Genomic DNA, 25,157 nt, shown 5'->3' on the forward strand with positions numbered 1-25,157 from the left:
CCGTCACAGCTTGCTCAGATCCGGGAACGGCCGCACCGGGTCGCTGCCGTCCCAGGTCTCGCTGGCCTCGCGGATCAGCCGGAACATCTCGCCCTTGGGGCCGGCGACCTCGGAGAGTTCGATCACGGTGCCGGGGTGATAATAGGTGTCGAAATAGCAGAAGCGGCCACGCTCGCCGACTTCGCCCGACATCACCACCTTGAAGCCCTGCGCCGTCAGGCGTTCGAGATCGGCATCATAGTCCGAGGTCCAGTAGGCGACGTGCTGCAGGCCCGAATGGCCGGCATCGGTGAAGTCCTTGTACATCGACGGCACGGCGTTGCGGCACTGGATCAGCTCGATCTGGAGCGGCCCGGAATTGGCCAGCGCGACCGAGTTGTGCGGCTCATAAGCCTCGCCCTTGTAGCGGTAGTTTTTGATCGGAACCTTCGGATTGTAGAAGAACGGCCCGACGCCGAGCACGCGGCTCCAATAATCCATCGCCACCTCGATATCGGGGACGACATAGCCCGCCTGGCGGATCTGGCCGAAGAAGCGGCTCATGGCGATACCCTTGTGCTTGCGCGTTGGTGAGACATCAGAATTTCAGGAAGCCGGTCGAGAACCACGGTACGGCGGCGACGACGAGCAGGCCGAGGAACAGCGCCAGCATGTAGCCGCCGATATATTTCAGGCCCTCGTCGGGGTTGACCTTGCTGATCGCGCAGGCGCCGTAATAGCCGACGCCGAAGGGCGGGGCGAAAAGCCCGATGCCCATCGCGAAGACCACGACCATGGCGTAGTGGACCTCGTGGACGCCGATCTGCTTGGCGATCGGGAACAGCAGCGGGCCGAACAGCACGATCGCCGGGATGCCCTCGAGCACGCTGCCGAGGATGATGAAGGCGACGATCGAGATCGCCAGGAAGCCCCAGGTTCCGCCGGGCACGGCCGCCATGGCCCGCGCCAGATCCTGCGAGAAGCCGGACTGGGTCAGCCCCCAGGCCATGGCCGTGGCGCAGCCGACGATGAAGATGATCGCGCCGGTGAGCGAGGCCGTGTCCGCGAGCATGCGCGGCAGGCGGCGCCAGTCGAACTGGCGGTAGAGCAGGAGCCCGGCCAGCACCGAATAGGCGATACCGATGGTCGAGACCTCGGTCGCGGTCGCGACGCCCTCGACGACGGCGGCGCGGATGACGAAGGGCAGGGCGATGGCCGGCAGCGCGATCAGGCTGAGCTTGCCGATTTGGCGCCAGGAATGCCGGACGACATGGCCGAGATCCTCTCCGCGATTGCGCCACCAGACGACGAAGCAGAGCGCGATGCCGAGCACGAGCGCGGGCACCATGCCGCCGGTGAACAGTGCCGCGATCGAGACGCCGGTGACCGAGCCGATGGTGATCAGCACGATCGAGGGCGGGATCGTCTCGGTCTGCGCGCCGGTCGCGGCGAGCAGGGCGACGAGATCGCCGGGCTTGGCGCCGCGCTTCTTCATCTCGGGGAAGAGGACGGGGGCGATCGCCGCCATGTCGGCGATCTTGGAGCCGGAAATGCCCGAGACCAGATACATCGCGCCGACCAGCACATAGGACAGGCCACCGCGGACATGGCCGAGCAGCGAGGCGAGGAACTGGATCATCGCCTTGGCCATGCCGGTCATCTCGATCAGCGCGCCCAAGAAAATGAAAAGCGGAACGGCGAGCAGGATGAGATGGCTCATGCCCTCGTCTAGGCGTCCGACCATCACGATCATCGGCGTCGTCGTGGTGCAGGCGAGATAGCCGAAGGTGGCGAGCGCGAAGGAAAAGGCGATCGGCACGCCGGAGAAGACGTTGAGCGCGACGACGCCGACGAAGAAGACGACGAGGTTGAGCTTGCCGAGCGGCTTGAGTGCGGGGCCGGCGAGCCAGAACAGCAGCACGAGGGCCGCGGTGATGCCGATCGCGAGCAGGACCGGCTTGAGCGAGCCGAAGCGCAGCAGCCGGAAGCTCGCCGCCAGCAGCATCAGCCCCATGCCGACGGGGATTGCCGCTGCGCGCCAGGCATTGGTGATCTCGAGCGCCGGGGTGACGATGAAGCTCTCTTCCTCGGCGTATTCGAGCGCGTGCGGCAGGATGAGAAGGAGAAAGGCGATGGCCGCCGTGATCGCCAGCGCCTCGAGCAGAGCCTGTGTCGCTGGCGAGACGCGGCTGACGAGGCCGGTCATGCGCATGTGCTCGCCGCGCCGGAGCGCGACGACGGCGCCGAGCATCGAGAGCCAGAGGAACAGGATCGAGGCCAGTTCGTCCGACCAGACCAGCGGGGCGTGGAAGACGTAGCGAGCGGTCACGCCCGCCGCGAGGATGCAGATCTCGACCAGGACGAGCGCCGCCGCGATGGCCTCCACGCCAGTGCCGGCGACGTGGTCGAGGCGGTTGGCCATCCGGCCGATCCCGGTCGTCGGGATCGGCGGGGGGGCGTGCAGTGTCGCGGTATGGGCGTCCATGGCAGCGGCGCTTTCGTGTGATGGGTCTTTTGCGCCGTGCAGGCTCGATGAGCGCTCAGGCGAGCTTGCCGACGGCGCCTTCGAGCAGGCCCCAGGCTTCGGCGCCGAAGCGCTCCTGCCACTCCTTGTAGAAGCCGGCATCGCGAAGCTTGGCCCGGAACGTTTCGGGGTTGGTCTTGTTGAAGGCGAGCCCCTTGGACTGGAGATCGGCCTGGACCGTCTCGTTCAGGCTCTTGATGTCGCCGCGCTGCTTGACGCCGGCCTCGTTGATGGCGTCGCCGACGATCTTCTGGATGTCGGCCGGCAGGCCGCGCCAGGCCCGGCCATTGGCGATGAACCAGAAGCCGTCCCAGATATGGTTCGAGACGGCGCAGTTCTTCTGGACCTCGAACAGCTTGGCGACCTGAATGATCGGCAGCGGATTCTCCTGCGCATCGACGACCTTGGTCTGGAGCGCGGAATAGACTTCCGAGAACTGCAGGCTGGCGGGGGCGGCGTCGAGCGCCTTGAACATCGAGATCGAGAGGGGCGAGACCGGCACGCGGATCTTGAGGCCGGCCATGTCCTTGGCGGTTTCGATCGGCTTGCCCGAGGTGGTCATCTGGCGGAAGCCGTTGTCCCACATCTTCTCGAAGGCGAAGAGGTTGACCTTGGAGATCGCCTCGCGGACATGGGCGCCGAGCTTGCCGTCCATCGCCTTCCAGACCTGGTCGTAATCGGCGAAGGCGAAGCCCACCGCGTTGATCGCGGCGACCGGCACCAGCGTCGCGATGACCAGCGCCGAGGGGGTGAAGAAGGTGATGCCGCCATTGCGGACCTGGCTCAGCATGTCGGTGTCGCCGCCAAGCTGATTGTTCGGGAAGATCTTGATCTCGACCCGGCCGTTGGTCTCCTTGGCGATGCGCTCGGCCGCCTCCTGGGAACGGACATTGAGGGGATGGCTGAGCGGCAGGTTGTTGCCGTATTTCAGCTCGAACTCGGCGGCGCGGGCGATGTGCGGCATGCCGATGAGGGGGATCGCCGTTGATGCGGCGAGCGTGTGCAGAACCTTGCGGCGCGTGAATTCAGTCATCGAACCCTCCCTGGATCGCGTTGCGATCTGATTGATTGCCGTCTTCTTGCGCAGACGATAGAAAGGTGCCGTGATGTCCGTCAAACTCAATTCTTGATGCTTTTTGATGTGATTTGAATGGACAACCAGAATCGTCCGCCTTCAGCGGTTGCATTGGACGCGACTTTCGCCGAGGGGGCGCCGCGCCGCCGTGCATCGGCGCGGATCGACGACGTCGCCGCACGCGCCGGTGTCTCGACTGCCACCGTCGACCGGGTGCTGAATCAGCGGACGGGGGTCCGCGCGGTGACGGTGCAGCGCGTGCTCAAGGCCGCCAGCGAGATCGGTTACACGATCGACGACGCCCTGCCGGCCGGGGCGCTCACACCGCTGCGGCTGGCGTTCCTGTTGCCGGCCGGAACGAACCGCTTCCTCACAATGGTTGGGCGCCAGATCGCCGGCTCGCAAGACCAGCTCGCTTCGTTCAACATGCGGGCGCGGGTCGACTATATCGAGAGCTTCAAGCCCGAACTGCTCGCCCAGCATCTCAAGAAGGTCGGGCGCGATGTCGACGGCATCGCCTTCATGGCGCTGGAGCATCCGACGGTGCGCGAGGCGGTGGACTGGCTGGCCGAGCGCGGCGTGCCGGCCGTGACGCTGATCTCCGACATCGCGAACACGAAGCGCGTCGCCTATGTCGGGCTCGACAATCGCTCTGCCGGACGCACGGCGGGCTATCTGCTGGCGCGCTTCATCGGGCCCAGGCCTGCCAAGGTTGCGATGATCGCCGGCAGCCTGAGCTACCGCGCCCATGAAGAACGGGAGATGGGCTTCCTGCACCTGTTCGAGGATCTGTTCCCGGCGATCCAGGTCGTCGGCCTGCGCGAGGGCCATGATGAGGAGGCGCGCAACTACCGCCAGACCAAGACGCTCCTGGCACAGCATCCCGACCTCGCCGGCATCTACAATATCGGCGGCGGGCCGGAGGGCATCGCCCGCGCGCTGAAGGAATCGGGGCGGCAGCACGAGGTTGTCTTCGTCGGCCACGGCCTGACGCCCGATACGCGCAGCCTGCTGATCGAGGGGGCGATGGATGCCGTCATCACCCAGAACCCGCAGGCCTCGATGATGGACTGCGTCTCGATCTTCGCCAATCTGCGCGCCGGCCGCCCGGCCTCGCAGGGCGTCGAGCGGCCGCGCACCGAGATTGTTCTGCGCGAGAACCTGCCGTAGAGGGAGCGAAGAGAGAGTGAGGTCTGACGGCGGCACGAAAGCGGCCGGCGCCTGAACATGCGGCAGATGGTGCGGAAAGATGCGCCCATCTTGAAGTCATCGTGGCCAGGAGAGCCAAAACCGGTCGATCTGTGCCAGATTCAGGCAGCTAAGGTTGGCCCCGATATTGCTGTCTCACATTTTATCGATTGACCGGCAGTGGGGAGCGTTCCATGTCCAGCTTGCCTGCGAGAGCCGAATTCGCCTGTTGCGAATGCGGTTCTCCCTCGATCACGATTCCGGCGGACCTTGCCGACGACGCGCCGGTCTCCTGCGGCGGCTGCAACAACGTCATCGGCTCCTGGCTCGGCTACAAATCCTTCGTCAGCCGTTCAATCACGCTGGAAGCCCATGGCTTTCCGAACACGCCGCTGATCTGCATCGACCCGATCATGATGCAAAGCTTCGAGGATGCGCTGGCCGATCGCTGAGTGTTGGGTGGGGCGGCCGGAGTGCCCTACCGGACCAGGTTCGGTGTTCTGACGGCGTTGGCGTTTAGCCGTCAGCTCTTTGCGGTCACGGGCTGGCTCTTCTCGGCCACGCCGAGATCGACTGTGACCTCGGCCCGGATCTGCTCCAGGCAGACATTGTGGGCGAAGATCTGCGCGAGCTTGCGACCATCGCCAAGCTGGGGATGGGAGCCGCTATCGGCCAGGACGGCGATCTCGCGGGCCATTGCCGCCGTGTCGCCCGCCGGCACCAGAATCGCCGTGCCGTCGAGGACGTCGTAGAGTTCGGTGCCCTTGTCGGCGGTGACGAGCACGGGCTTGCCGCTCGCCAGCATGCCGGCGAGCTTGGAGGGGAGAACGAGATCGGCCATGCCGGCCTGCTGCGGCAGGATGTGGACATCGGCCAGGCTCAACAGCTCTGAGAGCCGCTCGGCCGGTTGCAGCGGCAGGAAGCGGACATTGGGCAGGCTGCCATAGCGCGCGAACAGGCTCTTCTTCTCCGGGCCTTCGCCCGCCACCACGAAGAGGATGTCCGAGCGTTCGGCCAGCAGCTTTGCCGCCTCGAAGGCAACTTCGAGCGCCTGCTTGGCGCCGATATTGCCGGAATAGAGTGCGACCTTGGTGTCGGCGGCGATGCCGAGTTCGGCGCGGTAGCTGTTCTCGCCCTGATGCGGCTTGATCCGGCCGAGATCGACCCAGTTGCGGATGATGGACATACGGTCGCGCGGCACACCCTTGTCGGCGAGCCGGTCGGCCATGCGATGCGAGATCGCGATCACACGGTCGAAGCCCTTCAGCGTCAGGCGCTCGAATAGTCCCGCTGCCTTCTGCAGGAGGCCGGATTTCAGATGGCCGACCGCGAAGGCCGCATCGATCTCGAGATCCTGGACATGCAGGACGAGACGCGAGCCAACGAGCTTGGCGGCAAGGATCGCCGCCGGCGCCGAAAGCAAGGTCGGCTCGACGCAGAAGACCGCGCGGGGGCGCCGCCACAGGATCTGCCAGATGATCACCGGCAGCGACGACACGGCAAAGGAGATCGGTGGGACCAGCCGCCAGAAGCCGCGCATCTCATCGCGCAGCAGCAGCGGGCAGCGGATGACCTTGACGCCGGCCACAGTCTCCGAGGCGTAGCGGGAGGCGGAATGGGGTGCGGCGACGCGCCAGCCGGGGTAATGCGGCGGCGCGGTGACGACCAGCACGTCCTGGCCCTTCGCGGCCAGGAAGGCTCCAATCTCGCCGGAATAGAGTCCGACGCCCGTGGGTTCCGGCGCGTAGTTCATTCCGTAGAACAGCGTATCCAGCCGAGCCATCTTTCACTCCGTCCGGCAGGCAAGACAACCCGCTGACAAGCGCATCGACGCATCTGCCATGGCAGCGCAACGTTCGACCGTCGGGACACATGTCCCGACCCCCTTGCGATGGCTGGCCCAGGCGCGTTTCGCGCTGCACAATTGCAAATCTATCGCCGCTGCCGATTAGTAATGCAAGTCTCGTGCTGGCCCTCCAGGACGTCCCTGGGCCGTCGCAGGCGTTAACTAAATGGCTAAAGTGGCGAGAACCTGACAGCTTCGCGACGGCGATGCCGCTCCCCCTTCTATTGGCGACCATCGCCGGAATATCCCGGATTCGGCCGGATTCTGGCGCACTTCTGCGCCGGATGGCATTGCACGGTCTGACCGCATGTCGCGATATGTCAGCTTCGGGGGCGGTTGCTTTTCCGGTTTGCGGTGGCATGCCGCGCGTGCCGGACGGTAACCCTAATACATCATTACCCATCGGCATTGGGATCAGGCGCCCTAGACGATTGCCTCCCGCAACGGGATATGTGATTTGTGCAATGCAGCGTCAGGCAAGGCCCGATCAACCGGGGCAGCCATCGTTGGCATTGGTCAGGCTCGTGCGCGACTGCGGACCAGCGGAATCTGGAGGACGGCATGGACAGGTCTGGGGTTGGTAAGGTCGCGCTCATCACGGGCGTGACGGGTCAGGACGGCGCGTATCTTTCCGAGCTGCTGCTCGAGAAGGGCTATATCGTCCACGGCATCAAGCGCCGCTCCTCCTCGTTCAATTCAGGCCGCATCGAGCACCTCTACCAGGACCCGCACGAGAAGGATCAGCGCTTCATCCTTCACTATGGCGACATGACGGATTCGACGAACCTGATCCGCATCGTGCAGGAGGTTCAGCCCGACGAGATCTACAACCTTGCGGCCCAGAGCCATGTGCAGGTCTCGTTCGAAACGCCGGAATACACCTCGAACGCCGACGCCACCGGCACGCTGCGCCTGCTCGAGGCGATCCGCCTGCTCGGCCTGACCAACAAGACGAAATTCTACCAGGCCTCGACCTCGGAACTCTACGGCAAGGTCCAGGAGATCCCGCAGAGCGAGAAGACGCCGTTCTACCCGCGCAGCCCCTATGCCGCTGCGAAGCTCTACGCCTACTGGATCGTGGTGAACTACCGCGAAGCCTACGGCATGCATGCCTCGAACGGCATCCTGTTCAACCATGAGAGCCCGCTGCGCGGCGAGACCTTCGTCACCCGCAAGATCACGCGCGCCATCGCGGCGATGCATCTCGGCTATCAGGACAAGCTCTATCTCGGCAATCTCGACGCCAAGCGCGACTGGGGCCATGCCCGCGAATACGTCCGCGGCATGTGGCTGATGCTGCAGCAGGATGAGCCCGACGATTATGTGCTTGCCACCGGCGAGACCACTATGGTGCGCGATTTCGTCAGCCATGGCTTCAAGCAGGTCGGCATCGACATCACCTGGAAGGGCGAGGGCGTCGAGGAGCAGGGCCTGGATGCCAAGACCGGCAAGGTGCTGGTCGAGATCGATCCGCGCTATTTCCGCCCGACCGAGGTCGAACTTCTGATCGGCGATCCGACCAAGGCGCACACCAAGCTCGGCTGGAAGCACGACACCAAATGGCAGCAGCTCTGCGAGGAGATGGTGGCGTCCGACCTGAAGGTGGTCGAGCAGGAGCGCCGCCGCAATGCCGAGTGACGCTTCGCCGAGTCAAGGCGGCTACGATCTCGCCGGCAAGCGCGTCTGGGTCGCGGGACATCGCGGCATGGTCGGCGCGGCGCTGGTGCGCCGCCTGAAGAGCGAGAACTGCGAGGTCGTCACGGCCGGCCGCAGCGACGTCGACCTGATGCGTCAGGACCAGACCGAAAGCTGGCTGGCAAAGAACAAGCCGGACGTCGTGATCGTCGCTGCCGCCAAGGTCGGCGGCATCCTCGCCAACGACACCTATCCGGCCGATTTCCTCTACCAGAACCTGATGATCGAGGCGAACATCGTCGAGGCCTCGCGGCAGGCGGATGTCGGCAAGCTGCTCTTCCTCGGGTCGAGCTGCATCTATCCGAAGCTCGCGCCGCAGCCGATCCAGGAGGATTCGCTGCTGACCGGGCCGCTCGAGCCGACCAATGAGTGGTATGCGATCGCCAAGATCGCCGGCATCAAGCTCGCGCAGTCCTATCGCAAGCAGTATGGCTGCGACTATATCTCGGCGATGCCGACCAATCTCTACGGGCCGGAGGATAATTTCGACCTCCAGTCCAGCCATGTCATGCCGGCGCTGCTGCGCAAGGCGCATGAGGCGAAGCAGCGCGGCGACAAACAGATCACGATCTGGGGGACCGGCACGCCGCGGCGCGAGTTCCTGCATGTCGACGATTGCGCCGACGGGCTGGTGCACCTGCTCAAGACCTATTCCGGCTTCGAGCATGTCAATATCGGCTCGGGCGAGGATGTGACGATCCTCGAACTGACCGAAGCGGTCTGCGACGTCGTCGGCTTCAAGGGCGAGATCGTCAAGGACACCAGCAAGCCCGACGGCACCCCGCGCAAGCTGATGAGCGCTGACCGGCTCCGCGCCATGGGCTGGGCACCGAAGATCGGGCTCAAGGATGGCATCGCCCAGACCTATCAGTGGTTCCTGGCCAATCGCGCCTGAGCACGCCGCTTCCGCGTCACCGAGGGCATCTTATCCCCGTTCTCCCATCATGGCGTAGGCTCGTGCCTCGCTCGACGGGAGAATTTCATGCGCGATTTCTACGAAGCCTTTCCCCATAGCTCGGCACGGCTCGCGCTGACGCCGACCTTCTCGGACCATGTCGAAGACGTCGCGCTCGAAGCGGACGTCCTTGTCCGCGTCGCGCTGCCTGCACGCGCGCGCTTCGTCCTGCTCAGCTTCGATGGCTTCTTTCGTGCCAGGCCCGGCACGGCAACGACGCCGCTTGCCCTGCCGTCCGTCTCGACCGGCGACGGTTCTGGCAGCGAACTCAACCCGAGTGGCCGCCGCATCCCCGAGACGCTCGCCGACGGCTCCACCGTCACCCATCTGTGCCTGCGCGCGCCTGCGGCGTGCAAGGGTTCGCTCGCCTTCTATGCGTGAGGACAAATCATGAACATGTTCAACTGCCAGCCGATTACGGCCCTTCCCGACGCGATTGTCCTGGCCGTGAGCGGACCGGGTCCCCTGATCTACGGCCCGACCAGCAACGCCGTCTGGTTCGATCTGATGAAGCCACTCGTCCTGCCTGCGGGCACGATCCAGCCGGGCGCCGTGCTGGAGTTCGATGCGCTGTTCGATTTCCAAGGGGCCAATGCAGGCCGCGCGCTCAGGCTCAACGTCAACGCAGCCTCGATCGGGCAGTCCTTTCCGACGACCACCAATCTGGCAGGCAACGTCAAGTTCCTGTTCTACGTGGCCAATGACGGCAAGTCGCTGCTGGCCTATTCCCAGAACTTCAATGACGTTCTCTCTCCGACGGCAGGGCAGGGTGCGCCGTTCTCGGTGCATACCAGCGCGGCGCCCAATGTTGTCGTCGATCTGACGGGGGCGGTGACGGTCAGCCTCCAGGCCCGGCCACAGAACGGCGATTCGATCCGTATCCTCGGTCTTTCGCTGGTCCAGCGCCGCATGGCGGCGGGAGCCGGGGCGATTCTTCCCGCCAATGCCGTCTCCTGCTGGGGCGACAGCCTGACGGCTGGCACCGGTTCGTCCTCGCCTTCGGGCGGTTACGTGACCCGCCTGCGGCAGGCGCTGACGGGCCGGGGCGTCAGCAATCTCGGGATCGGCGGGCAGACGTCGCTGCAGATCGTGGACCGGATGCTCGCGGACAAGTCGATGGGGCGCCGCGGCATCATCGTTTCCTGGATCGGGCGCAACGATGTCGGCATCTCGCCTGACCTTCAGGTGACGGTCCTCGCCCAGCATGCAAGGGCGGTCGCCAATCTGGAGGCCGGGACAGCCTATCTGCCCTGCACGATCACGCCGTCGGCGACCGAGACGACGGGAACCTCCAACCATACCGCCATCCTCGCGGCCAATGCGGCGCTAAAGGCGATGTACCCGGTTACCTGCGTCGATCTCTATGCCGCGCTGTCGACCGAGCCCGACGGCACCATCCCGGCCAGCCTCCGGTTCGATGCGGTGCATCTGAACGATGCCGGCTACGAGGTCGTCAAGACCACCGTGCAGGCGAAGCTGACGTCGCTCGGGTTGTGATGCGACGAGCGCCCGCCACAGGCGGGCACCTATGAAAAAGCCATCCGGAACCGCAGGGGACCGGATGGCTCATGATGTCGAGACGGGGCTGAAAGGCGTGCGGCTCGATCAGAGAATGATCAGCTTGACCGCAACGAAGGCAACGAGCGCGACCCAGCCGACATTGAGAACGGCCCCGACGCCGATCAGGGCAACGGCCCAGTTCGGACCCTGAGTGGCCGGAAGTGCTTCCGAAGGGCCGATTTGCGCGGCCTGCGACCAGGCAGAGGCATCCATTTGCGACGTCGTCATGTGAAATCTCCTCTGAGGCCCGACTCGACAGCTTTTGCATCGCTGCCGGGGCGACGGCCCGGATCATTTCAATGCCTGCATCTCAGCAAGTATTGTGCCATGCGGTAGTTGGTTTTGTTGCACTGCAATATGGCGGCTTGATGACGTTTCCGGTCGAAAGCGTTTCCGATGCGGCGCATGCGGCCGGCAGCGCAGCGCAACGGCAGCGTCACTCTGAGCCGGCTCGCGAAGAGAACGTCGGCGAAAGGGAGGTCAGCGATAGGCGTCCGAAGTCAGGAGATGATTGCCGACATAGTCGGCGACGCCCTGTTCCAGCGTCTGAAACGGCTTGTCGTAGCCGGCCTGGCGCAGCTTCCCCATCTCGGCCTGGGTGAAATACTGGTAGTTGGCGCGGATCGAGAGCGGCATGTCGCGGTATTGTACGCTGAGCGGCTTGCCGGCTGCCGCGGCGGTCGCCTCCATCAGATCCTTGAAGGAGCGGGCGGCGCCGGTGCCGAGGTTGAACACGCCGCTCGTTCCGGCCTGCTGCCAGAGCCAGAGCATCACCGCGATGCAGTCGGCGACATAGACGAAGTCGCGCAGCTGCTCGCCGTCGGCATAGCCGTCCTTGTGCGAGCGGAAGAGCGTCACCGGGTCGCCCGCCGCGATGACGGCCGCATTCTTGGCAACGAGGCTCTGCATGTCGCCCTTGTGGTATTCGTTGGGGCCGTAGACGTTGAAGAACTTCAACCCGGCCCAATGCGGTGGGCTTCCGCCGCCGGCCTCGGCGGCCAGCGCCCAGCGGTCGAAGGCGTGCTTCGACCAGCCATAGAGGTTGAGCGGGCGAAGGGCGTCTAGCCTTTCGACGTCGTCGAGGAAGCCTTGGGCGCCGTCGCCATAGGTCGCGGCCGAGGACGCGTAGATCAGCGGCGTCCGCGTCTTGGCGCACCAGCGCCACCATTGCATCGAGGAGCGCAGATTGGTGCGCAGGATGCCGTCGGCGTCGGTCGCCGTGGTCGAGGAGTTCGCGCCCATGTGGAAGACGGCATCGGCGCCGGAGAGCCCGGCGAGGAAGGCCTCGACCTCTTCGGGGAAGATGATGTCGAGGAAGCGGCTCTTGGCGATGTTGCGCCATTTGCCTTCGGTCCCGAGCACATCGACGATGACGATGTCGCTGCGGCCCTGCGCATTCAGCGTCGCGACGAGATTCGAGCCAATGAAGCCGGCGCCGCCGGTAACGATGATCATGCCAGGACTTTCGTCTGCGCCGCGGCGCCGTTCTGTCCGCCGGCCGCGAGCCGGGTGGTGGAGTGGCCGGGCATCAGTTGCGCCAGCACGACGCGGCCGCCGCGCGCCTTGACGATATGGCCGCCGACGACCTGATCCTCGGTGTAGTCGGCGCCCTTGACGAGGACATCGGGCTGCAGCGCCTCGATGATGGCGAGCGGCGTGTCCTCCTCGAACAGGATCACGGCGGCGACGCCCTTCATCGCGCCGATGACCTCGGCGCGGGCCTCTTCGTTTTGCAGCGGGCGGCTCGGCCCCTTCAGGCGCTTGACCGAGGAATCGGCATTCAGCGCCATGATCAGGCGGTCGCAGGAGTTCGCGGCTTGGCGGATCAGCGAGACATGGCCGGGATGGATCAGGTCGAAGCAGCCATTGGCGAGGCCGACGCTGAGGCCCTGCCGCGCCCAGGCGGTGCGCAGCGCGACGGCCTGGTCGAGCGAGAGCGGGCGACCATCGGTGGCGTCCTCAAGGGCGATCGACGGCTCGACGGCCTCACTGATCTCGCGGCGCGAGACCGTCGCGGTGCCGACCTTGCCGACAACGATGCCCGCGGCATGGTTGGCCATCTTCATGGCCGATCCGATCTCGAAACCGGCGGCGAGGCCAGCCGCGAGCACGGCGATGACGGTGTCGCCCGCGCCGGAGACGTCGAAGACATTGCGCGCGACGGTGGCGAGATGGATCGGCGTGCCCGTCACCGGGATGAAGGACATGCCTTTCTCCGAGCGTGTGACGAGAATGTCGGCGCCTGTCGCGGCATGAGCGCGGGCGGCGGCTGTCACGACCTCGCTGTCGCTGTCGCAGGGGAGGCCGGTCGCCTCGCTCAGTTCGCGGCGGTTGGGCGTGAGGATCGAGGCACCGGCATAGATCGACCAGTCGCGTCGCTTGGGATCGACGATGATGCGCCGTCCCTGCGCCCGCGCCGCCGCGATGGCGGCCGCGATCACCGCGTCGGAAAGCACGCCCTTGCCGTAGTCGGAGAGGATCGCGATGTCGCAGGCGGCGATAGCGCTGGTGGCGGCCTCCGCCAGGGCCGCCTCGACCGCAGGCGGCACAGCTCCGGTCTCTTCGTAATCGACGCGGATCATTTGCTGGCCGCCGGCGAGAATGCGCAGCTTGCGTGTGGTCGGGCGGTCCTTGTCGACGACGAGGCCGGAGGTGTCGACGAGGCCTGACATCGCCAGGGTAGCAAGCAGGCTGTCGCGGGCGTCGTCGGCGCCGGTCAGCCCCACGGCCTGAACGCGCACGCCGAGCGAGGCGATGTTGGTCACGACATTGGCGGCGCCGCCCGGCACCTCGCGCTGGTTGCGGGCCCGCACCACCGGTACCGGCGCCTCGGGCGAGATGCGATCGACCGCGCCATGGACATAGCAGTCGAGCATCACGTCGCCGATGACGGCAATGGCGATCTGATCGAAGCGTTCGAGAGCCATTGTTAAACAATCCAAGGAGATGCGGGACCGCCGCGCGATGACGTCTCGTCATCTTCGTATCTACGATTTCGGGCGAAGAGCAAATCCTTCGCACCTGCAGGATTAATGCCGCGCGCCCATGCCGGAGCGTCGCTGCGCCCGGACCTTCCTGTCCTGTGCGGTGCCGCTTAGAGAGGGCACGGGCAGCGCGCGGAGGCCCTTTGTCGGCCAAAAATACTCCATCCCGCCTCCGGCGATAACCATAGCGGCAAGCAGATCGGGGAACGGATCGGGCAGATGTGCTCTGGGGCACGTTGATGTTGCATCGCAGCGCTTTTCGGTTCAGGCAGTCTGTGTGACCGTCCCTGACGCTTGGGCACGTAGCGGTCGCCGGAGGATTCATTGGCGTCGACGCAGTATCGGCGGGATATCGACGGGTTGAGGGCCATTGCGGTTCTCGCGGTCATCGCCGCTCATGCCGGCGTTCCGTCCATGGCCGGCGGAATCCTCGGCGTCGACATCTTCTTCGTGATCAGCGGCTATCTGATCACCGGCATCCTCCAGCGCGAATTCAGATCGGGCCAGTTTTCCCTGATCGGCTTTTATGACCGCCGTATCCGGCGGATCCTGCCGGCGCTGAACGTCATGCTGCTGTTGTGCACGCCGGTCGCGTTCGTGCTGATGCTGCCGGGCGACCTCGAGAGTTACGGTCAATCCCTGGTGGCAACCGTGTTGTTCGCCAACAATATCCTGCTCATGCTGACGGCGGGCTATTTCGACCTCGAGAGCAAGCTCAAGCCACTGCTGCATAGCTGGAGCCTCGGCGTCGAGGAGCAGTACTACATCTTCGCGCCATTGCTGATGTGGGCCAGCTACAGGTTGATGCGGGAGCGCGGCCTGCTCGCCTTCGCCTGCATCATGACGCTGGCCAGCTTCGTGGTCTCGCTCTGGCTGTCGCCGACCCACCCCAACGCGAATTTCTATCTCGTCTTCTCGCGTGCCTGGGAGCTTGGAGCCGGCGCCATCGTCGCCCTGGTCGAGCCCCGGCTGCGGACTTTATGGGGCGGGCATGAGGGACGCCGGGCGGCGCTTATGCTGACCGGACTGGTCGGCTTGCTGGCCTCCATCGTCCTCACCAATCCGACGAACGCGATGCCGAACTGGCAGACTCTCGGGCCCGTGCTGAGCACCTGCATGCTGCTGGCGCTAGGCTCTTCGGCTGGTCTTGCGGGCCGCGTGCTGAGCGCGGGACCGGTCGTTTTCATCGGGCTGCTCAGCTACAGCGCCTATCTCTATCATCAGCCGGTGCTGGTCTTCGCGCGGCTGACCTCCTTCTCGGAGCCGCCGCTCTGGCTGATGGCGTCGCTCTGCGTGCTGGTCTTCGGCCTGGCCTATCTGTCCTGGCGCTTCGTCGAGACGCCGTTTCGCGACCGGCGCCGCGTCCCGTTCCGGCAGGCCCTGGCTTTCGCGGCGATCCCGTCCGTGCTGATCGTCGGGATCGGGCTCTCGATGTATGTCAGTTCGGGCTTCCAGGCGCGCTGGCCGGAGTTGGCGGCCGGGGATCCGCATTTCGGGCCGCGCCAGAACAAATCCTACAACAGCGATCCCCGGCGCTTCATCGGTGCGGCGCTGCCTGCAACAGCGGAGCGCAAGCGCGTGCTGGTCATCGGCAATTCCTTTGCCCGCGACTTCGTCAATATGGGGCTCGAGGCCGGGCAACTGGTTCCGGGCTATCTGAGCTATGTCGAGGATACCGACAGCAGCGACTGCGCGCCGATCTCGGCTTCGGTGCGCGAACTCGCACGAAATGCCGACCTGATCGTCTGGGGGACGGACCTGCATGTCGACCGCATCGGCTGTATTCGCGATCGTGTCGCGGAACTCGATGCGCTCAAGCCCGGCGTGACGCTGGTGCTGGGGACGAAGAGCTTCGGCTGGAACAACAATGCGGTCATGCTCTTGCCGGAAAAGGACCGCTACGCCTACCGCACGCAGCCGTTGCGCGAGGTCGATGAAGCGGACCGGCTCGCGGCGAAGACGTTCGGCAAGCGCTTTATCCCGGTCCTTGACCTGATCCAGGATCAGCAGGGCACGGTTCCGGTGTTCACGCCGGAGAAGATGTTCATCAGTCAGGATACGCGGCATCTGACCAAGGCCGGGGCTCAATATCTCGGCAAGCTGGTCTTCGCGGATCCGAGGCTGCAGTCATGACCGTGCCAGCGCATGGTGCGGTCCGGCCCGGCCGATGCTCGGGCTCCACGGGAGCAGCGCGTGCCGCCGGCGTTGCTGCGACAGCACCGCTGCGGCCGAAAGAGCCGGGCCGATCCGATCAGGGTTTCACCGATCCGGGGGCATGCCTCCGCCAAAAGCAAGGGATTTGAGATGAGTTGGCGCAGCGCGCTTTTACGATCGGTCAACGGCGTCATCGGCGCGGCGGGATGGCAGCTTCAGCCGCGATCCTTCGATTTCGACGATAGGCTCGAGAGTCCGGCCCATCTGGCGGCCATGCATGGCGCGATGGCCGCGCAGATCGCGCCATGGCTCGAGCGGCAGACCCTGTTTGCGGCCAAGCCGCTGCCGGATCTGACGGCGGAGATCGCGGCGTTCTATGCCGCTTTCCTGGAGTCGCCCTTCCGGAGGCAGCTGGGCGAGAGCCGCTACAACAATTGTCTGTGGCTCTATCTTCTCGCCCGCAGCATCGAGCCCGACCTGATTATCGACAGCGGGACCTATACGGGCGCGAGCTCCTGGGCCCTGTCGCGCGGTGCGCCGGCAGCGAAGGTCGCGAGCTTCGACATCGACCTGTCGAACCTGAAACTGCGCCTGCCATCAGTGACATATGTGGAGGCGGACTGGACGACCTTCGACCTTGCTCCCTATTCCGGCAAGACAGTGCTGGTGTATTTCGACGATCATGTCGATCAGGCGCGGCGGCTGCTGGAGGCCCGGGCCCGCCGGATTCCCCTGGCGATCTTCGATGACGATTTCACGCTCGGGGCCTTTCCGGCCATGGCCCATGACGGGGCGGCGCTGCCGAAAGTCGAATTCGTGCTCGACGAGACGCTCCGGGACGGCGAGGAGATCGTCTGGCGCAATCGTGGCCAGCTTGCCCGCTGGCGGATCGACCGTGACTATCTCGACCGTGCCAGGGCGACCGTGCGCGCCACCGAGCGGGTTCCCAATACCTCACTCGTGACCGGGATTCACCAGACTCCCTATCGCATCGTCGCCCTGCATGAGGAGGGGTGAGCGCAGGGGAGGGGCGCAAACCCTTGCGGGACATGGCGGCAGGTTTTCGGGTTGACAGACGACTTGGCTGCCCGCCCGAATGTCACCTTCATGCGACCTTCGTCATTGAGGCGCTAGGATAGCGGGGGCCGCCATCGAACTGAGGACGGGCCGGTTCTTGCATCGTGGCACCGGCCTATGTGAAACGGCGTTGCGTCCATCGGATTGGCGGGGAACATATGGTGCCGCGTCGATGATGGTGGAAATGATCTTGATTGGGGCTTGAGGGCGGCCGCATACCTCTGAAAGATTAGACGTGGTCGTGGATAACAAGATCAGCAGGTACAATTTTTCCGGGGGGAAGAGGGAAACCGTTGGTCTGGCGAGCTTTTTGATGGTTCAACCGGAGCGCTGATGCGGGCCGTGTTTGACGATCTGAGCTCCCCGACGTCGATGTTTGACGTCGGTTCGTTGATGCTGTTTCGAGCTGGGGAAATACAAATGACTGTTATGGGCGAAAAACCCGCAAGGCACGCCCTCCCCGTGGACATGAACCGCGTTTCGCCGAAATGAATCCGTCTTCGTCCAACAAGCTTGCTGTCGTGCTCTTGACCTTCAACGAGGCAAAACACCTGCCGCGGGCCTTGGCTGCCGTTCAGGATATCGCATCCGAGATTTTCATCATCGATTCCGGATCGACAGACGGGACTCGGGAGATCGCACGTTCGCTTGGCGCGACCGTGCTGGAGAATCCGTTCGTCAATTACGCCCAGCAGTTCCAGTGGGGGATCGAAAACGCTCCGATCACGGCCGAGTGGATCATGCGTCTCGACGCTGACGAGATCATCGAGCCGGACCTGGTTGCGGAAATCAAGGCCAAGCTGCCGCAGCTTCCCCCCGAGGTCACCGGCATCAACCTGAAGCGCAAGATCATCTTCATGGGCCGGTGGCTGCGCTATGGCGGGCGCTATCCGCTGATCCTGCTGCGCATCTGGCGGTCGGGAAAGGGTCGTATCGAGCAGCGCTGGATGGATGAGCACATGTTGCTCACCGAAGGCCGTGCGGTGACGTTCACGGGCGGGTTTTCGGACCACAACCTCAACGACCTGACCTTCTTCACCAACAAGCACAATCGGTATGCGACCCGCGAAGCGCTCGACATCCTCAACCAGCAGCTCAACCTGTTCCCGCGCGACGAGGCGCTCGGCAGGGAGAACACCTCGATGCATGCCGCATCGATCCGTTTCCTGAAGGAGCGCTTCTACAACAAGCTGCCCTTCGAGCTCTCGACGCTGGGCTATTTCGTGGTCCGGTATTTCCTGCAGCTGGGCTTTCTCGATGGGCGCGAGGGCGCGATCTATCACTTCCTGCAGGGCTATTGGTACCGCTTCCTCGTCGGCGCCAAGGTCGAGGAACTGCGCCGGGGAATCGCGCATCTCAGCGACCCTGCCGAGATCCGCAAAGAACTGGCGAGCCTGACCGGGCACACGCTCTAAGCTAAAACCGACGGCGCCGGATCACGGGTTCTGCCGGATCTTCCAGCCGCCGTTCCAGAGGCCGGCCTGTGCGTCGCGAGCCTTGCGCATCGCGGCGTCCAGCCGCTCGTCCTGTCCCGTCGGTCGGACCCAGCCAGCGCTGACCAGCGCTTCCGCGAGATCGGCGTTGCCGACGGTGCAGGACGCTTCGAACCGGCCATGGATCGGCGGCAGCCGGACATGGCAGTTGACCCTGCCCGCACGCAGCAGGTTCGAGAGCGCGGCGCGCGCCTGAAGCCCGCAGGCGAAAAGCTCGTCCTTCCGGTCGATACAGACCGCATCGCGATGCGGGCCGAGCACATCCTGGACGGAGATCGCCCATTTCCCTGCAGTGAAACGCTGCCCATCAACAATCATGAAGGGCGGGTCGAGTTCGATGTCGTCGTAGCTGGCCTCCGGTTCAGGCGCAGCGGGAATGCTGTCCTGAAGCTTGGCTGCCTGCTCCTGCGCAGGCGGGCCGGGGGCTGCGAGTTGCGTCGCTTGGGCTGAAGGCGCGGGCGGCGGCGCTTCGACCGGCTGAGACTGCATGACGGAGGCAGCCGGGGGTGCCAGCGCGGCCGGATCGAGCTGCTCAAGAGCCATCACGACGACGCCGGCAGCCAAGGCCGCGATTGCCATGGTTGCCAGCAGCCGAGGCCATCGCCCCCTTCGCCATCGTCCGCCGAATGCCATGCCCAATCCGTCCCGGATAACCGTCTCTGATCAGGCCCGGTTGTAGACATCCTCGAAGCGGATGATGTCGTCCTCGCCGAGATAGCTGCCGGTCTGGACCTCGATGATCTCGACATCGATCCGGCCAGGATTGGCCAGCCGATGAACTGCCCCGCGTGGAATATAGATCGATTCGTTCTCGGAGAGGTCGCGCACGCTGTCATCCACGGTGATGCGGGCTGTGCCCTTGACGACGACCCAGTGCTCGGATCGGTGCAGGTGCTTCTGGAGCGAGAGCTGGCCGCCGGGATAGACCACGATGCGCTTGGCCTGGAAGCGATCCTGCTGCTCCAGCGTGCGGTACCAGCCCCAGGGCCGATAGACGCGCGCATGGTGCGTCGCCTCGATGCGGCCTGCCTTCTTGAGCTGGTCGACCAGGCCCTTGATCTCGCCTGAGCGCGCCTTGTCGGCGACCAGGACGGCGTCCCTCGTCGCGACGACGACGGTGTCGGTCATGCCGAGCACGGCGACGAGCTGGCCTTCGCTCGAAACATAGCTGCCGGTGGTGTCGATGAAGGTGACGTCGCCGGTTGCTGCGTTGAGCGAGCCGTCCTGCGGCGAGACGGCCCAGAGCGCATCCCAGCCGCCGATGTCAGACCAGCCGAAATCGCCGCCGACGACGACGGCATGCGTCGTCCGTTCCATCACGGCGTAGTCGATCGAGATTTTCTTGGCCGTCAGGAAGCTGGCTTCGTCGAGGACCGGCACGCCGAGATCGGTCTTCGCAGCGGCGATCGCGGCGCGAACGCCGGCGACGCTGTCGGCATCATGGCCGGCATATTCGTCGATGATCGTGGCTGGCTCGAACAGGAAGTTGCCCGAGTTCCAGAGATAGCCGGAGGCGACATAGCGCAGCGCGGTCTCGTGATCAGGCTTCTCGACGAAGCGGGCGACCTCGCGAGCCTCGCCGGCGACAGTGGCGCCGGCCTCGATATAGCCGTAGCCGGTGGCCGGGCTGCTGGGGATGATGCCGAAGGTCACGATCTTGCCGGCGCGCGCCGCCTCGATGCCCGATGCCACCGCCGCGCGAAACGCCGGGACGTCGAGCACGACATGATCGGCGGCCAGCACGAGGACGAGCGCATCGGGGCTGTGCTCGGCAATATAAAGGCTCGAGGCCAGGATCGCCGGGCCGGAATCACGCGCCACCGGTTCGAGCAGGATGTCGGCCTCCAGCCCGATCTCCGCGACCTGACGCTCCACCATGAAGCGGTGGATCTTGTTGGTGATGACCAGCGGCCTGCCGAACAGAGCGGGGTCGTTGACGCGCGCCAGCGTCTCCTGGAAGGTCGAGAGCTCCCCGATCAGCGGCGCGAACTGCTTCGGAAACGCCTCGCGCGAAGCGGGCCACAGGCGCGTGCCCGAGCCGCCGCACATGATGACCGGGCGAACCAATCCCGTTGCATTTGAAGCCATCTCTTCTCCTTATCGACGATAGACCGCCGGAAGCGTTTCCAGCGCCGGTTCACGCGAGCCTGACGCAAACCGCGGGACCACTGCCACGGGACATATCACTGGCGCCGCCATGTGACAGGCGGGAGTAGACGAGGTTGCCTCGGAGCGCGATCCGGCAAGAGACATCCGACCTTGTTTTCCGTCACAGCCACGGCACGCAAAGGGCATGTTTCGTGCCACCGACCCCCGCAAACCGTAGGATCGAAGCACCTCCCCGTTTCAAAGGGCGCAGCCGTCGAGACGCGATGGCGCGGCAACGAGGGACCGTGTCGTCGCGTGACCGATCAAATCATACGGTGCTGCCGGTGATGACTGCGGCGAAGCCAGTTCTTTCAAGCTTAAACCTCACAATAAACCAATCGTCAACCTTCATTTGAAGCACTAAATCGTTCGAGTATGTCTAACATTAATCATGCTGCGTCGGATAAGCCAATCGCGACGGTACAGTGAATTATCATTTCGTTTTCCATCGCTAGGCATGCCGAATTCGAGGAGTTATTTGTTAAGTCACGCCGATCTAGTTTCGCCACGTTATTTGACGGCGCGTGGCGCCCGACGAGCCCCGGCGGCCCGTTCGTTCCTCAAGATGCCAGGACGGCGTCATGACTGTGGTGATGTGGTTGGCCATCGTGAATCTGGCCTGCGTGGCGGTGTTCCTGGAGATGGCCGACGCCGCTCCGGCGATCGACTAGATCGCGTCGTATCCGGACGGAATCGTCCGGATACGACAACATGATCGTCGATGCCGGGTGGAGCATAGCGATCGCGAAGAACCGGCCTAGGTGCCGTTTTTCAGTAGGTGTACTTCACGTTCAAAAGCGCCGTGAAGGTCCGCAGGATGATCCGCAGATCGAGCCAGATGCTCGAATTCTCGACATACCAGATATCGAGCCGCACCCGTTCGGCCATGCTGTCGGTCGTCGGCGTCTCGCCCCGGCTGCCATTGACCTGAGCCCAGCCCGTCAGGCCGGGCTTGACGTGCTGGCGATAGGGATAGTCGCCGATCAGCTTCTCGAAATGGGCGTCGTGCGCCAGGGCGTGCGGCCGCGGGCCGACGATCGACATCTCGCCGCGGAGCACGTTCCAGAGTTGCGGCAACTCGTCGATGCTGAGCCGGCGGATCAGCCGGCCGACGCGGGTGACGCGGTCGTCATGGCGTGAGGCCTGCCGGACGACGGCGCCGTCCTCCATCACGCGCATGCTGCGGAATTTGAGAATCCTGAACGGGCGGTTGTTGAAGCCGTTGCGGGTCTGCCGGAACAGGACCGGGCCGGGGCCGTCGAGGCGGATGGCCGCCGCCGTCAGGATCAGCAGCGGCGAGATGAGAAACAGCGCGGAACTGGCGATCGCGACGTCGAGCGCGCGCTTGGCGCCGCGCTCGGCGAGCGTCATCGGCGCGCGATGCATCTCGACGGTGACCAGGTTGCCGAAGCGCTGCGTCGGACGTGAGACGATGTCGCCCAGCCGCTGATCGAGCGCGAGACGGATCGGCAGCGGCAGAATGCGCAGGCCCGCGATGAAGCGGCCGGCGAGGTCGAGGCGGCTGCTGTCGAAAGAGACCACGACTTCCTCGACATTCGAGCCGCGCAGCGACGAGGCGGCCTGGGCGATGAGGCGCTGCACGGTCTCGTCGTCGAGTGGTTCGTCGAGGGGAAGGGCTACGCGGGCCACCACGGTCAGGCCGAAGGGGGCGAGCCGGTGTGCCAGCTTGCCGTCATCGAGATGGGCCGCATCCCCGACCAGCGCGATGCGGCGGGTGGCGAAAGCGCCACTCTCCAGCGCGCGGGCCATCAGCCCGCGCCAGAAGAAGCGCAGGCCGGCGACCAGCGTCGCGCCGCAGACGATGAAGGAGATTGTCGCGCCCCGCGAGACGGTGTGGCCCATCTTCAAGGAGAAGCCGACCAGCATCAGGAAGCCGGCCACGGTCGCCCACAGCGTGAACACGCCGGTGACCTGGCGCAGGGGCTTGAGCAGCTCGATCGGCCGATAATGGCCGCGCAACTGCATGAGGAGGACGAAGAGCGCGGCGAACAGGACGCCCAGCGCCAGAAAATCGCTGACCTCGCCGGCCATATCCGACATCAGTTCGCTATAAGCGACCCCCGTCAGCACGCTGGCACAGACGATCGCGATGATGTCGACGGCGACGACGAACGACCCGATCGAATCGTAGCGAAACCAGCGGCTCCGGGCGCGGCCGGTAGCCGCGGCGGCGGTAAAATCGATCGCCATGGGGCTCCTCAGCAGTGGCCGGTGTTAACGGGTCGTCTACGGTGTTTCGATTTTGCTTTCAACCGCCATGACGTTTCGTCATTCTGTTAACCTTCTAGAAAGTTTCGGCTTCGTGCCTTGCATGAAACGCGCCAGATCGGATGTGCGGCCCAGCCTGTACAGGGCCGATATGGCGGAGGCTTGACCATTTCGCGCGGGCCGCGCCCCAATCACAATCCGCATCGGCAGGCGATGCGGCTGGATGCACAAAGGGATCGCAATGCCTTCGCCGCGTTCGACACTGGCCCGCTGGCTTTGCAGCGATGCGTTGCCGCTCTGGGCCTCGGCCGGACGAGACACGGTTTGCGGAGGCGTGCATGAGCGGCTGCGCTGGGACGGCAAGCCCGATTTCGGCGTTCCCAAGCGCGTCCGGGTCCAGGCGCGCCAGATCTACTGCTATGCTCATGCCTCCGATCTCGGCTGGTTCGACGGGCTCGGGTTTGCCGGCGATGTGCTCGACTGGTTGGTCGACAAGGCGTATGCCGCCGATGGAAGGCCGGGCTTCGTGCATCTGCTCCAGGCGGATGGCAGAGTGGCGAACCCGCTGCGCGACACCTACGACCACGCCTTCGTGCTCCTCGCGCTTGGCTGGTATGCAAAGGCGAGCGGCGACACGCAGGTCCATGGTCTGATCGGCCAGGTCATCGCCTTCCTCGACGAGGCGATGCTGGCGCCGGACGGTTCCTATCGCGAGGGCGTGCCGCCCAGCCTGCCGCGCCGTCAGAACCCGCATATGCACCTGTTCGAGGCGATGCTCGCGCTGCACGAGACCATTGCCTATCCGGGCGCGCTGGAACGGGCACACCGGCTTCACGCGATGCTGGAGACGCGTTTCCTGCAGCCGACGCCGATGCTGCGCGAGTTCTTCGACGATGGCTGGCAACCGGTAGCCGGCGAAGAAGGCCGCATCGTCGAGCCCGGCCACCAGTCGGAATGGTGCTGGCTGCTGCGCCGCTACGAGGTGGCGGCGGGGCTGCCGGCGGGGCCGCTTGCCTCGGCCCTCATCGACGCTGCCGAGGCCGGCAGCGGGACGGGGGGCGGTTTCCTGGTCGACGAGGCGGATGTCGACGGACGGCCGCGGCGGTCTAGTCGCCGGCTCTGGCCCCAGACGGAATGGGCCAAGGCCTGGCTAGCGGAACAGCGGATCGGTCGCGAGGGTGCCGGTGCCAAGGCGCAGCACGCTCTGGCGATGTTGATGGAGGGCTATCTCGGCAAGCCCGTGCCGGGTGGCTGGATCGACCAGTTCGACGAGGCCGGCAAGCCGATGCTCGACACCATTCCGGCAAGCTCGCTCTACCACATCTTCGGCGCGGCCGTTGAGGCTGAGGCTGCCTCACAGGCCATGGCGTGATGGACTTGGTGCCGTTGCGGGAAGCTCGTTGCTGTCCTAGCGCGGCTGCGAGCATTCGGTCTGAAGGCGGGCCAAAGCAGGAGCGGCATAGAGCTTCGCGATGCGTCCGCTGAAGCGCCTGCGGCCCTCGTTGATGACGAAACTCAGATCCGCCATCGTCTTTTCCGGCGCACCGAACAGGGACAGCATGTCGCGCGGCACGAGGAGCCCGGCACCGGAGGGCAGCACGGAGGCTTGCGTCTCGAAACGGAGGCCGCCCAGGTCGATCGCGATCGTCGGTTTCGCTGCCGGGCCGAAAGGCGACAGCACGATGAACAGGGCATCGGTGCCATTCTCGGCGCAACGAAACATCAGCCCCGCCACTTCGACATCGGAGTTGCCGGGATCGGCGGTTCGCAGAATCGAGGCGGTGGCGCCGCCGCCCGGTGCGCTCGATCGGGTCAGTCGCCATCCGACGCTTTCCGCGCTCGCTGGAGCGGCGATGGGTGCGGTGCGGTCCAATCTCGGCTGAGCATGGGCGGCCGTTCGCAGCTGCGGAATCGCGACGGTGGACAGGCAGAGCAGGGCGAGCGTGAGCAGACGCAACTGTCCAAACATGGTAAACATCATCATCGAAGCTGACTAACTTTGAAAATGGCTAATGATCGTGGCGCGGTGCCCCAGGGTGGCCTGCAGGTCGTCTCAATACTGGTGCTGATATGGTAACATTCAATTTTCGAGACTGGAAAATCGAAGGCTGGCATTCGTCGCCTATTTTTTAGGCTGCCAGAGAGGCGTTTGGCGAGCCGATGTTGCCCGAAAGCAACAAATTATTAAGCATAACATTCTATCATGGGATTGTGGTCTCCTTTGCTTGGAGATAGGTCGTTCCAACGGCG

Annotated in this window: 21 protein-coding genes; 10 read left to right on the forward strand and 11 right to left on the reverse strand. The window is 64.8% G+C overall.

Annotated features, from left to right (window positions below):
* Window positions 1-3 precede the first annotated feature (3 nt).
* The 3 genes from AC1DYU_RS06385 to AC1DYU_RS06395 are packed head-to-tail and all read right to left on the reverse strand — an operon-like array spanning window position 4 to window position 3,536.
* A complete protein-coding gene (locus AC1DYU_RS06385; RefSeq protein ID WP_476790896.1) occupies window positions 4-543 on the reverse strand; it encodes a VOC family protein in 540 nt (179 codons plus the stop codon).
* A 34-nt stretch (window positions 544-577) separates the two neighbouring features.
* Window positions 578-2,464 carry a TRAP transporter large permease gene (locus AC1DYU_RS06390; RefSeq protein ID WP_476790897.1) on the reverse strand — a complete coding sequence of 629 codons (1,887 nt, stop codon included), beginning with the start codon at window positions 2,462-2,464 and terminating at the stop codon, window positions 578-580.
* 55 nt (window positions 2,465-2,519) lie between these two features.
* Window positions 2,520-3,536 (reverse strand): TRAP transporter substrate-binding protein, encoded by a 1,017-nt coding sequence (locus tag AC1DYU_RS06395; protein ID WP_476790898.1) that lies wholly within the window; start codon window positions 3,534-3,536, stop codon window positions 2,520-2,522.
* 153 nt (window positions 3,537-3,689) lie between these two features.
* Between AC1DYU_RS06395 and AC1DYU_RS06400 the strand changes: the two genes are divergently transcribed.
* Together AC1DYU_RS06400 and AC1DYU_RS06405 are read left to right on the forward strand one after the other, a co-directional pair.
* Window positions 3,690-4,748: a LacI family DNA-binding transcriptional regulator gene (locus tag AC1DYU_RS06400; RefSeq protein WP_476790899.1), complete on the forward strand. Its 1,059-nt coding sequence runs from the start codon at window positions 3,690-3,692 to the stop codon at window positions 4,746-4,748.
* A gap of 212 nt (window positions 4,749-4,960) precedes the next feature.
* Window positions 4,961-5,218, forward strand: a complete 258-nt coding sequence (locus tag AC1DYU_RS06405; RefSeq protein WP_476790900.1) for a hypothetical protein — start codon at window positions 4,961-4,963, stop codon at window positions 5,216-5,218.
* A 71-nt stretch (window positions 5,219-5,289) separates the two neighbouring features.
* Here AC1DYU_RS06405 and AC1DYU_RS06410 read toward each other — a convergent pair whose 3' ends face one another.
* Window positions 5,290-6,549 (reverse strand): WcaI family glycosyltransferase, encoded by a 1,260-nt coding sequence (locus AC1DYU_RS06410; RefSeq protein ID WP_476790901.1) that lies wholly within the window; start codon window positions 6,547-6,549, stop codon window positions 5,290-5,292.
* 624 nt (window positions 6,550-7,173) lie between these two features.
* Here AC1DYU_RS06410 and gmd point away from each other — a divergent pair.
* The 4 genes from gmd to AC1DYU_RS06430 all read left to right on the forward strand — a co-directional run bounded on the left by gmd (window position 7,174) and on the right by AC1DYU_RS06430 (window position 10,759).
* Window positions 7,174-8,250, forward strand: a complete 1,077-nt coding sequence (gene gmd, locus AC1DYU_RS06415) for a GDP-mannose 4,6-dehydratase (protein ID WP_476790902.1) — start codon at window positions 7,174-7,176, stop codon at window positions 8,248-8,250.
* Window positions 8,240-9,202: a GDP-L-fucose synthase gene (gene fcl / locus AC1DYU_RS06420; RefSeq protein WP_476790903.1), complete on the forward strand. Its 963-nt coding sequence runs from the start codon at window positions 8,240-8,242 to the stop codon at window positions 9,200-9,202. The genes gmd and fcl overlap by 11 nt, the downstream gene beginning before the upstream one ends.
* 87 nt (window positions 9,203-9,289) lie before the next feature.
* Window positions 9,290-9,643, forward strand: coding sequence for a hypothetical protein (locus tag AC1DYU_RS06425; protein ID WP_476790904.1), 354 nt, complete (start codon window positions 9,290-9,292; stop codon window positions 9,641-9,643).
* Window positions 9,644-9,652: 9 nt separating this feature from the next.
* Complete coding sequence (locus tag AC1DYU_RS06430) at window positions 9,653-10,759, forward strand: SGNH/GDSL hydrolase family protein (protein WP_476790905.1); 1,107 nt, start codon at window positions 9,653-9,655, stop codon at window positions 10,757-10,759.
* Between the two features lie 108 nt (window positions 10,760-10,867).
* Here AC1DYU_RS06430 and AC1DYU_RS06435 read toward each other — a convergent pair whose 3' ends face one another.
* From AC1DYU_RS06435 to rfaE1, 3 genes are all read right to left on the reverse strand, one after another.
* Window positions 10,868-11,050 carry a hypothetical protein gene (locus AC1DYU_RS06435; RefSeq protein WP_476790906.1) on the reverse strand — a complete coding sequence of 61 codons (183 nt, stop codon included), beginning with the start codon at window positions 11,048-11,050 and terminating at the stop codon, window positions 10,868-10,870.
* Between the two features lie 252 nt (window positions 11,051-11,302).
* On the reverse strand, window positions 11,303-12,277 hold the full coding sequence (gene rfaD / locus AC1DYU_RS06440) for an ADP-glyceromanno-heptose 6-epimerase (protein ID WP_476790907.1): 975 nt from the start codon (window positions 12,275-12,277) through the stop codon (window positions 11,303-11,305).
* Window positions 12,274-13,749: a D-glycero-beta-D-manno-heptose-7-phosphate kinase gene (rfaE1, locus tag AC1DYU_RS06445; RefSeq protein WP_476790908.1), complete on the reverse strand. Its 1,476-nt coding sequence runs from the start codon at window positions 13,747-13,749 to the stop codon at window positions 12,274-12,276. Before rfaE1 ends, rfaD begins: the two co-directional genes overlap by 4 nt.
* 381 nt (window positions 13,750-14,130) lie before the next feature.
* Here rfaE1 and AC1DYU_RS06450 point away from each other — a divergent pair, with 381 nt between their 5' ends.
* From AC1DYU_RS06450 to AC1DYU_RS06460, 3 genes are all read left to right on the forward strand, one after another.
* Window positions 14,131-15,939 carry an acyltransferase family protein gene (locus AC1DYU_RS06450; RefSeq protein WP_476790909.1) on the forward strand — a complete coding sequence of 603 codons (1,809 nt, stop codon included), beginning with the start codon at window positions 14,131-14,133 and terminating at the stop codon, window positions 15,937-15,939.
* Window positions 15,940-16,110: 171 nt separating this feature from the next.
* Window positions 16,111-16,977 carry a hypothetical protein gene (locus tag AC1DYU_RS06455; protein ID WP_476790910.1) on the forward strand — a complete coding sequence of 289 codons (867 nt, stop codon included), beginning with the start codon at window positions 16,111-16,113 and terminating at the stop codon, window positions 16,975-16,977.
* A gap of 581 nt (window positions 16,978-17,558) precedes the next feature.
* The gene (locus AC1DYU_RS06460; RefSeq protein ID WP_476790911.1) at window positions 17,559-18,452 is read left to right on the forward strand and encodes a glycosyltransferase family 2 protein; all 894 of its coding nucleotides are present in this window, start codon (window positions 17,559-17,561) and stop codon (window positions 18,450-18,452) included.
* Window positions 18,453-18,473: 21 nt separating this feature from the next.
* Here the strand turns inward: AC1DYU_RS06460 and AC1DYU_RS06465 are convergent, their stop codons facing one another.
* The 3 genes from AC1DYU_RS06465 to AC1DYU_RS06475 all read right to left on the reverse strand — a co-directional run bounded on the left by AC1DYU_RS06465 (window position 18,474) and on the right by AC1DYU_RS06475 (window position 22,889).
* Window positions 18,474-19,109, reverse strand: coding sequence for a thermonuclease family protein (locus AC1DYU_RS06465; RefSeq protein ID WP_476790912.1), 636 nt, complete (start codon window positions 19,107-19,109; stop codon window positions 18,474-18,476).
* Window positions 19,110-19,193: 84 nt separating this feature from the next.
* Entirely contained in the window at window positions 19,194-20,618 is a 1,425-nt protein-coding gene (locus AC1DYU_RS06470) for a mannose-1-phosphate guanylyltransferase/mannose-6-phosphate isomerase (RefSeq protein ID WP_476790913.1), read from the reverse strand.
* Window positions 20,619-21,449: 831 nt separating this feature from the next.
* Window positions 21,450-22,889 (reverse strand): exopolysaccharide biosynthesis polyprenyl glycosylphosphotransferase, encoded by a 1,440-nt coding sequence (locus tag AC1DYU_RS06475; RefSeq protein WP_476790914.1) that lies wholly within the window; start codon window positions 22,887-22,889, stop codon window positions 21,450-21,452.
* Between the two features lie 259 nt (window positions 22,890-23,148).
* On the opposite strand from AC1DYU_RS06475, the gene AC1DYU_RS06480 reads away from it, so the two are divergent.
* On the forward strand, window positions 23,149-24,279 hold the full coding sequence (locus AC1DYU_RS06480) for an AGE family epimerase/isomerase (protein ID WP_476790915.1): 1,131 nt from the start codon (window positions 23,149-23,151) through the stop codon (window positions 24,277-24,279).
* A gap of 36 nt (window positions 24,280-24,315) precedes the next feature.
* Here the strand turns inward: AC1DYU_RS06480 and AC1DYU_RS06485 are convergent, their stop codons facing one another.
* A complete protein-coding gene (locus AC1DYU_RS06485) occupies window positions 24,316-24,876 on the reverse strand; it encodes a hypothetical protein (RefSeq protein ID WP_476790916.1) in 561 nt (186 codons plus the stop codon).
* Window positions 24,877-25,157: the final 281 nt, after the last annotated feature.

This window comes from Allobosea sp. P2_B12 (assembly GCF_056404835.1).

What these genes read in the sequence shown, in the direction of transcription:
- AC1DYU_RS06385 (WP_476790896.1), bottom strand. Translation starts at nt 543, where the DNA reads ATGAGCCGCTTCTTCGGCCAGATCCGCCAGGCGGGCTATGTCGTCCCC.
- AC1DYU_RS06390 (WP_476790897.1), bottom strand. Translation starts at nt 2,464, where the DNA reads ATGGACGCCCATACCGCGACACTGCACGCCCCCCCGCCGATCCCGACG.
- AC1DYU_RS06395 (WP_476790898.1), bottom strand. Translation starts at nt 3,536, where the DNA reads ATGACTGAATTCACGCGCCGCAAGGTTCTGCACACGCTCGCCGCATCA.
- AC1DYU_RS06405 (WP_476790900.1), top strand. Translation starts at nt 4,961, where the DNA reads ATGTCCAGCTTGCCTGCGAGAGCCGAATTCGCCTGTTGCGAATGCGGT.
- AC1DYU_RS06410 (WP_476790901.1), bottom strand. Translation starts at nt 6,549, where the DNA reads ATGGCTCGGCTGGATACGCTGTTCTACGGAATGAACTACGCGCCGGAA.
- gmd (WP_476790902.1), top strand. Translation starts at nt 7,174, where the DNA reads ATGGACAGGTCTGGGGTTGGTAAGGTCGCGCTCATCACGGGCGTGACG.
- fcl (WP_476790903.1), top strand. Translation starts at nt 8,240, where the DNA reads ATGCCGAGTGACGCTTCGCCGAGTCAAGGCGGCTACGATCTCGCCGGC.
- AC1DYU_RS06425 (WP_476790904.1), top strand. Translation starts at nt 9,290, where the DNA reads ATGCGCGATTTCTACGAAGCCTTTCCCCATAGCTCGGCACGGCTCGCG.
- AC1DYU_RS06430 (WP_476790905.1), top strand. Translation starts at nt 9,653, where the DNA reads ATGAACATGTTCAACTGCCAGCCGATTACGGCCCTTCCCGACGCGATT.
- AC1DYU_RS06435 (WP_476790906.1), bottom strand. Translation starts at nt 11,050, where the DNA reads ATGACGACGTCGCAAATGGATGCCTCTGCCTGGTCGCAGGCCGCGCAA.
- rfaD (WP_476790907.1), bottom strand. Translation starts at nt 12,277, where the DNA reads ATGATCATCGTTACCGGCGGCGCCGGCTTCATTGGCTCGAATCTCGTC.
- rfaE1 (WP_476790908.1), bottom strand. Translation starts at nt 13,749, where the DNA reads ATGGCTCTCGAACGCTTCGATCAGATCGCCATTGCCGTCATCGGCGAC.
- AC1DYU_RS06455 (WP_476790910.1), top strand. Translation starts at nt 16,111, where the DNA reads ATGAGTTGGCGCAGCGCGCTTTTACGATCGGTCAACGGCGTCATCGGC.
- AC1DYU_RS06465 (WP_476790912.1), bottom strand. Translation starts at nt 19,109, where the DNA reads ATGGCAATCGCGGCCTTGGCTGCCGGCGTCGTCGTGATGGCTCTTGAG.
- AC1DYU_RS06470 (WP_476790913.1), bottom strand. Translation starts at nt 20,618, where the DNA reads ATGGCTTCAAATGCAACGGGATTGGTTCGCCCGGTCATCATGTGCGGC.
- AC1DYU_RS06475 (WP_476790914.1), bottom strand. Translation starts at nt 22,889, where the DNA reads ATGGCGATCGATTTTACCGCCGCCGCGGCTACCGGCCGCGCCCGGAGC.
- AC1DYU_RS06480 (WP_476790915.1), top strand. Translation starts at nt 23,149, where the DNA reads ATGCCTTCGCCGCGTTCGACACTGGCCCGCTGGCTTTGCAGCGATGCG.
- AC1DYU_RS06485 (WP_476790916.1), bottom strand. Translation starts at nt 24,876, where the DNA reads ATGTTTGGACAGTTGCGTCTGCTCACGCTCGCCCTGCTCTGCCTGTCC.